This is a genomic window from Streptomyces sp. NPDC127106 (genome assembly GCF_042677605.1).
Lineage (GTDB): Bacteria > Actinomycetota > Actinomycetes > Streptomycetales > Streptomycetaceae > Streptomyces.
The window spans coordinates 47578-54115 of sequence record NZ_JBHXTC010000052.1; the positions used below are offsets into that span (position 1 = coordinate 47578).

The window sequence follows — 6538 nt, forward strand, 5'->3', positions numbered from 1 at the left end:
GGCCGGACCGCGTCCGGATGCGGGCCCGCCCGTCCCGGCGGAGGCTGGGCGCATGCACCATGCGCCGATCGTCGTCCACCGGATCGCGCCCGCGGGCGGCCGCCGGGTCTCCCTGCGGGCCGAAGGTCGGGAGTCGGTCCTGGGCCTGGCCCGCAGCGACGCCGACGTCATCGAGTTCCTGCGCCGGGCCGGCGTACCCGATCCCGACGACATCGTCCTCGGTGACTCCCCGCTGATCGAATGGGTGACCGACGATCCGCACGCCTACGAGGTGGAGCCCTCGGACACCGACATCCCCTGACCCGGCGACCCGCACCGCACTGCACCGCACCGTAGGCATCGCGCCGTACCGGGCGGCACCATGGGGGTGGGCGGCCCGTGCGGCGCCCCGACCGGAGGACCCGCCAGGAGAAGGGGAGCCGATGCTGAAGGACTTCGCCGACCTGTCCACCCCGCTCGTCGCCGACGCGTGCGTGCGCACCGGCCTGCCGCTGCGCGTCGCGCCGCCCGGCATCGGCGCGGTCGTCACCGGGCAGCGGATCGCCGGGCCCGCGCTGCCGGTACGCCACTACGGCAGCGTCGACGTGTTCCTGGAGGCCTTCGGCAGCGCCCGGCACGGCGACGTCCTGGTCATCGACAACGGCGGGCGCACCGACGAGGCCTGCGTCGGCGACCTGTCCGCACTGGAGGCCGACCGGACCGGCCTGGCCGGCCTGGTGGTGTGGGGGCTGCACCGCGACACGCCCGAGCTGGCGGAGATCGGCCTCCCCGTCTTCAGCTACGGATCCCTTCCGGCCGGTCCCGTACGGCTGGACGAGCGAGAGCCGGAGGCGCTGGCCAGCGCCCGGTTCGGGGCGCACCTGGTGACCGGCGCCGACCTGGTCTTCGGCGACGCGGACGGGGTGCTGTTCGTCGCCGCCGACCGGGTGGAAGAGGTGCTGGACGCGGCCCGGCGGATCCGGGACACCGAGCGGGAGCAGGCCCGCAGGATCCGTTCGGGCGACACCCTGCGCCGGCAGACGGCCTTCGCCGACTACCTGGTCCTGCGCGAGGCCGACCCCTCGTACACCTTTCGCCGGCACCTGCGGCGGATCGGCGGCGCCATCGAGGAATAGGCCGGGGAGGGGATCGGGGAGTGGTGTGAAGAGCGGCGTTTCCGGGGTGCGGACGGGCTAGGATGCACCGCCACCGATCGAGGAGGAACGTGTGTCCGCTGCGTCGAGCTATGCGTCCGGGGTCTGTGAAGTGCCGCTGCTGGGCGACACGATCGGGGAGAACCTGGACCGCACCGTACGCCGCTTCCCCGGACGTGACGCGCTCGTCGAAGCCGCGACCGGGCGCCGCTGGACGTACGCGGAGTTCGCCGCCGACGTCGACGCCCTCGCCCTCGGCCTGCTCGGCCTCGGCATCGCCAAGGGCGACCGGGTCGGCATCTGGGCCCCCAACCGCGCCGAGTGGACGCTCGTGCAGTACGCCACCGCCAAGGTCGGCGCGATCCTCGTCACCGTCAACCCTGCCTACCGGGCCCACGAATTGGAGTACGTGCTGCGGCAGTCCGGGATGCGGATGCTGGTCGCCGCCGACCGCTTCAAGGCCTCCGACTACGCCGGCATGATCGAGGAAGTACGGCCGCGCTGCCCGGAGTTGGAGTTCACCGTCCTGCTGGACGGGCCCGACTGGGCGGCCCTGCTGGAGCGCGGCCGGCGAGGCGATCCGGCCGAACTGGCCCGGGTCGGGGCCGGACTGAGCCCGGACGACCCGGTCAACATCCAGTACACGTCGGGGACCACCGGCTTCCCCAAGGGTGCGACCCTGTCACACCACAACATCCTCAACAATGGTTATTTCGTCGGTGAGTTGTGTCGCTACACCGAGCAGGACCGGGTCTGCATCCCGGTCCCGTACTACCACTGCTTCGGCATGGTGATGGGCAATCTGGCCTGCACGAGCCACGGCGCGGCGATGGTCGTTCCCGCCCCCTCCTTCGACCCGGCGGCCACCCTGGCCGCGGTCGAGGCCGAGCGGTGCACCTCGCTGTACGGCGTCCCCACCATGTTCATCGCCGAGCTGGCCGTCCCGGGATTCGCCGGGTACGACCTGTCCACCCTGCGCACCGGCATCATGGCCGGCTCGCCGTGCCCGGTCGAGGTGATGAAGGAGGTCATCGACCGCATGGGCATGGCCGAGGTGGCCATCTGCTACGGGATGACGGAGACCTCCCCGGTGTCGACGCAGACCCGCGCCGACGACTCCATCGAGCGGCGGGTCTCCACCGTGGGCCGGGTCGGCCCGCACCTGGAGGTCAAGGTCGTCGACCCGCAGACCGGCCGGACCGTCCCGCGCGGCGAGCCGGGGGAGCTGTGCACCCGCGGCTACTCGGTGATGCTCGGTTACTGGGGCGAACCGGAACGCACCGCCGAGGCGGTCGACGCGGCGCGCTGGATGCACACCGGGGACCTGGCGGTCATGGACGACGACGGCTACCTGAGCATCACCGGCCGCATCAAGGACATGGTGATCCGGGGTGGGGAGAACGTGTACCCGCGGGAGATCGAGGAGTTCCTCCATGCCCACCCGGACGTCCTGGACGTCCAGGTCATCGGCGTGCCCGACGCCAAGTACGGGGAGGAGCTGATGGCATGGGTGCGGATGCGGGACGGCGCCGCCCCGCTGACCGCGGCGGCCGTCCGCGCCTACTGCGACGGACGGCTGGCCCGTTTCAAGATCCCGCGCTACGTCCACGTGGTGGAGGAGTTCCCGATGACCGTCACCGGGAAGATCCGCAAGGTCGAGATGCGCGAGATGGCGGCCCGCCTGCTGGACCTTCCCGTGTGACGTGGGCGCCGTGGTGCGGGAGAGGTGACGGAAGCTCAGTCGCGCGGCGACAGCTCGGACATGGTGTTCCAGCCCTGGCCGGGCACCTCGACGTGGATGATCTCCGGGCGGGTGGCGATGGCGCCGGCCATCGTCTCCATACCGGCCTTGAAGTGGTCCGACGCGACGTGCGCGGCGCCCGCCTCGGCGTCGGCGAAGCCCTCCAGGAGCGTGTACTTGGTGGGGTCGTCGACGCTGCGCGACCAGTCGTAGAAGAGGTTGCCCGGCTCGTTGCGGGTGGCCTGGGTGAAGTCGTCGACGATCGTGAGCCAGTCGTCGCTGAACTCGGGACGGACGTCGAACCTGACGGCGATGAAGATCATGCGGACAGCCTGGCACGCGGCGCCCGGGCCGCGCACCCGGGCGGGCCCGTTTTCCGGCATCGTCGGAAAACTCCGCGCGGACCGGGTTCAGCGCGGGCCCATGGCGAGGACCTGTTCGGCCGTCCGGACGAGGGCGGCGCGGATTTCCCGGTTCCGCCGCCGGAAATCCGTGGTCGGCAGCGACACCGACAGGGCGTGCACGGCGTCGCTGCCACCGCCACCGCCACCGCCACCGCCACCGCCACCGCCGCTGCGGCCGTCGGGCCCGACCGGCTCGCCGGCCCCGCGGGGCAGGGCGACGGCCACGCAGGTGTACGCGGGATCGGCCTCCCCGACCGACACGGCGAAGCCCTGCCCCCGCACGCGGGCCAGCTCCGCCTCCAGCGCGTCGGCACGGGTGATGGTGGCTCCGGTCAGCCGGGCCATCCCGTGCTCGGCCAGGTAGCGCCGCACCGCCGTCCGCGGCAGCTCGGCCAGCAGCGCCTTGCCGTGCGCCGTGGCATGGGCCCGGGTCTCCCGTCCCGGGATGAACGGGTTGCCGGTGTCGGTGACCGGCGCCGTCGTGTCGACCACCGTGATCAGGCCGCCCCGGTACGCGGTGTAGTACGCCTCGGCGCCGGTGGCGCGGCGCAGCCCGGCCAGCACGTCCGCCATGCGCGGGGCCGACTCCAACTGCCGCAGCAGGCTCCGGTGCAGTCCGGGGATCCTGGGCCCCAGCACGTACCCCTGCGCGGTGCGCACCAGGTAGCCGCGCTCGGTGAGCGGGGCCAGCAGGTGGTAGGCCGTGGACAGCGAGCACCCCAGCCGGCGTGCCAGGGCCTTCGCGCTGACCGGCCCGCCGCCCGTGTCGGCGACGGCGTCGAGGATCGCCAGTGCACGGTCGACGGACTGCGGACCGGTACCGGGACCGGTGGACGGCGGCATGGCGGGTTCCCGAGGGTGGACGGCAGGACAGACGTACGAGCGTACGGTGCCCGGCGGCGTTCATCGAACGTTGACCGGATGCAAAGGTGCACCGGGCAGAGTCGTGGCATGGACAGCGAACGCACCTGCGACACCGCGGCAGCACCGCACGGCACGGGCACGGCACCCGACCCCATCGGCAACCGGCTCGCCCACCGGGCGGCGCTCGCCGACATCGACCGCCTCGCCGCGCTGCTCGCCGGTCTCGCCTCGGCCGGGCGGCCGGTGCCCGCCGGGCGGGCCGCCGCCATCGCCGCGTACGTGCACCGCTACCACGCCGTCGTACGGCGCCACCACCGCGGCGAGGACCGGATCCTGTGGCCGCTGGTCCTCGACGCCGTGCCGGACGCCGCGGACACCGTCGCCGGTCTGGTCCGCTTCGCCGACGACCACGAGGCGCTCGACGCCCTCCGGGCCGCCTGCGACACGGCCGCGGACCGCTCGGACGACCCGGCGTGGGCCCGTGGCTGGCCGCTCGGACACGCCGCCGTTCCCGGTGACTGAGCAGGGACGAGCCTGTTCGGCCGCACGCCCCGGAACCCCGAACCGTCACTCCGGAGGAGGCGCAGGGGCCCCGCACACCGGTGCCGCCCCGGACGTCCCGGCTCGCACGACCACGCCGTCCCTCAGGTCCGCAGGTACGACGCCCCGTTGACGTCCAGGACCGCCCCGGAGGACCAGGCCGCCTCGGGCGAGGCCAGGTACAGGACGGCCGAGGCGACCTCCTCCGGCGCGGCGACCCGGCCGAACGGGCTCTGCGCGGTGATCCGCTCCCCCTCGGGGGAGGCGAGGCGGCCGGCGACCCGCTCGGTGGCGACGAAGCCCGGCGCCACCGAGGCGACCACGATGCCGTGCGGCGCGAGCGAGACCGCCAGCGACTGGCCGAACGCGTGCAGCGCGGCCTTGGTGGCCCCGTACGCGGGATGGTCCGGCTCGCCGCGGAACGCGCCGCGCGAGCCGACGTTCACGATGTGTCCCGAACGGCCCTCGTCGATCATGCGACGGGCCGCGCAGTAGCTGACGTTGACGGTGCCGAACAGGTTCACCGCCGCCGTGCGCTGCCAGGCCTCCTGCCAGTCCGCGTACGAGGTCGTGGGCAGCGGGTGCGCGATCATCACCGCCGCGTTGTTCACCAGCACGTCGATGCCGCCCAGTGCTTCGGCCGCCTCGGCGACCAGGGCCTCGACGCGGGCCGGGTCGGTGAGGTCGCCCTCGACGAGCACGTGCCCGTCCCCGGGCAGCGCGGCCAGCGTGTCCAGCGCGTCGGCCTGCCGGCTGGAGCAGTGCACGGCCACCCGGTCACCCCGCCGGGCGAACGCGGCGGCCACCGCCCGGCCGATGCCCCGGGACGCACCGGTGACCAGGACTCCGCGGCTCATCGGGCGCACACCTGCCCCTCGTGCCCCTCCCGGAGCCGCGCCAAGTCGTCGACGGGCACGGTGAGATGGAAACCGGGTCGCCCCATCGCGTTCTCCTTCCACTGAGCTCGGCCCCGACTTTGACCCGCTGATGTCCGAATGTCAACATTCGCCGTATGGACGCAGGAGAGACCGAGTCGGGCGCAGGCGGTGGCGTTGCGGGCGTCGTGGGCCCGGCCCGGCGCCGGGGCCTGGCGGACGAGGCCGCGGACCGCATCCGCGAGGCGATCCTCGACGGGCGGTTCGCGCCGGGCGCGGCGCTGCGCGAGGTCGAACTCGCCCGGTCGCTGGCCATCAGCCGGGGCTCGGTGCGCGAGGGCCTGTCCGTGCTCGCGCGTGAAGGGCTCATCCGCAGCGAGTGGCACCGGGGTACGAAGGTCATCGACGTCACGGCGGACGAGGCGGCGGACCTGTACGCGGTCCGGGCGGCGCTCGAACGCCTCGCCGCCCGCCTCGCCGCCGAACGCGCCACGGAGTCGGACGTCACCGAACTGGACGCGCGGGTCGACGCCATGGCGGAGGAGCTCGCCCGGGGCGCGCAGGGCCCCCGCCTGCTCGCCCTCGACCTGGACTTCCACGACCGGATCCACCGGATCGCCGGCAACCGCCGCCTGTACGACGGCTGGGCGGGCATCCGCTCGCAGATCCACCTCTACCAGCTGACCCGGGTCCGGCTCGGACACGACGACTACCGTGCGGCCGTCGTGGAGGAACACCGCGAACTGGTACGGCTGCTGCGCACGGGGGAGGCCCGGGCGGCCCAGGAAGCCGCGGAGGACCACGTCCTGGCAGCCTGCCGCGAACTGGTCCGCCACCTCAGGACCACCGCCTGACACCCCGGGGGCCCGCGTCGGCGGCCCGGTGCGGCCCGGGGCCGGCGAGGCCGGGGGCGGCCGGGTGGGGCCCGGGCGTCGACGCGGGGCGGGGCGGCCGGGTGCGGCCCGGGCGTCGACGCGGGCG

The 6538-nt window shown here is 74.0% G+C and carries 8 protein-coding genes; 5 read left to right on the forward strand and 3 right to left on the reverse strand.

The genetic code is table 11. The annotated features are described in order from the left end of the window. Positions 1 to 52 precede the first annotated feature (52 nt). From ACFVGY_RS30470 to ACFVGY_RS30480, 3 genes are all read left to right on the forward strand, one after another. The gene (locus ACFVGY_RS30470) at positions 53 to 301 is read left to right on the forward strand and encodes a hypothetical protein (protein WP_385683287.1); all 249 of its coding nucleotides are present in this window, start codon (positions 53 to 55) and stop codon (positions 299 to 301) included. Between the two features lie 121 nt (positions 302 to 422). Beyond that, complete coding sequence (locus ACFVGY_RS30475) at positions 423 to 1115, forward strand: RraA family protein (protein WP_385683290.1); 693 nt, start codon at positions 423 to 425, stop codon at positions 1113 to 1115. A 91-nt stretch (positions 1116 to 1206) separates the two neighbouring features. Next, complete coding sequence (locus tag ACFVGY_RS30480; RefSeq protein ID WP_385683293.1) at positions 1207 to 2835, forward strand: AMP-binding protein; 1629 nt, start codon at positions 1207 to 1209, stop codon at positions 2833 to 2835. 35 nt (positions 2836 to 2870) lie between these two features. Here ACFVGY_RS30480 and ACFVGY_RS30485 read toward each other — a convergent pair whose 3' ends face one another. Next, positions 2871 to 3197, reverse strand: coding sequence for a putative quinol monooxygenase (locus ACFVGY_RS30485; RefSeq protein ID WP_385683296.1), 327 nt, complete (start codon positions 3195 to 3197; stop codon positions 2871 to 2873). An 87-nt stretch (positions 3198 to 3284) separates the two neighbouring features. Beyond that, positions 3285 to 4121: an IclR family transcriptional regulator gene (locus ACFVGY_RS30490; RefSeq protein WP_385683299.1), complete on the reverse strand. Its 837-nt coding sequence runs from the start codon at positions 4119 to 4121 to the stop codon at positions 3285 to 3287. 108 nt (positions 4122 to 4229) lie between these two features. Between ACFVGY_RS30490 and ACFVGY_RS30495 the strand changes: the two genes are divergently transcribed. Beyond that, the gene (locus ACFVGY_RS30495) at positions 4230 to 4664 is read left to right on the forward strand and encodes a hemerythrin domain-containing protein (protein ID WP_385683302.1); all 435 of its coding nucleotides are present in this window, start codon (positions 4230 to 4232) and stop codon (positions 4662 to 4664) included. 122 nt (positions 4665 to 4786) lie between these two features. Here the strand turns inward: ACFVGY_RS30495 and ACFVGY_RS30500 are convergent, their stop codons facing one another. Further along, on the reverse strand, positions 4787 to 5539 hold the full coding sequence (locus ACFVGY_RS30500; protein ID WP_385683305.1) for an SDR family NAD(P)-dependent oxidoreductase: 753 nt from the start codon (positions 5537 to 5539) through the stop codon (positions 4787 to 4789). Between the two features lie 155 nt (positions 5540 to 5694). Here ACFVGY_RS30500 and ACFVGY_RS30505 point away from each other — a divergent pair, with 155 nt between their 5' ends. Continuing rightward, complete coding sequence (locus ACFVGY_RS30505; RefSeq protein ID WP_385683308.1) at positions 5695 to 6411, forward strand: GntR family transcriptional regulator; 717 nt, start codon at positions 5695 to 5697, stop codon at positions 6409 to 6411. Positions 6412 to 6538 lie beyond the last annotated feature (127 nt).

Excerpts from the sequence above, each read along its gene's own strand:
- ACFVGY_RS30470 (WP_385683287.1), top strand. The coding sequence starts at position 53 with ATGCACCATGCGCCGATCGTCGTCCACCGGATCGCGCCCGCGGGCGGC.
- ACFVGY_RS30475 (WP_385683290.1), top strand. The coding sequence starts at position 423 with ATGCTGAAGGACTTCGCCGACCTGTCCACCCCGCTCGTCGCCGACGCG.
- ACFVGY_RS30485 (WP_385683296.1), bottom strand. The coding sequence starts at position 3,197 with ATGATCTTCATCGCCGTCAGGTTCGACGTCCGTCCCGAGTTCAGCGAC.
- ACFVGY_RS30490 (WP_385683299.1), bottom strand. The coding sequence starts at position 4,121 with ATGCCGCCGTCCACCGGTCCCGGTACCGGTCCGCAGTCCGTCGACCGT.
- ACFVGY_RS30495 (WP_385683302.1), top strand. The coding sequence starts at position 4,230 with ATGGACAGCGAACGCACCTGCGACACCGCGGCAGCACCGCACGGCACG.
- ACFVGY_RS30500 (WP_385683305.1), bottom strand. The coding sequence starts at position 5,539 with ATGAGCCGCGGAGTCCTGGTCACCGGTGCGTCCCGGGGCATCGGCCGG.
- ACFVGY_RS30505 (WP_385683308.1), top strand. The coding sequence starts at position 5,695 with ATGGACGCAGGAGAGACCGAGTCGGGCGCAGGCGGTGGCGTTGCGGGC.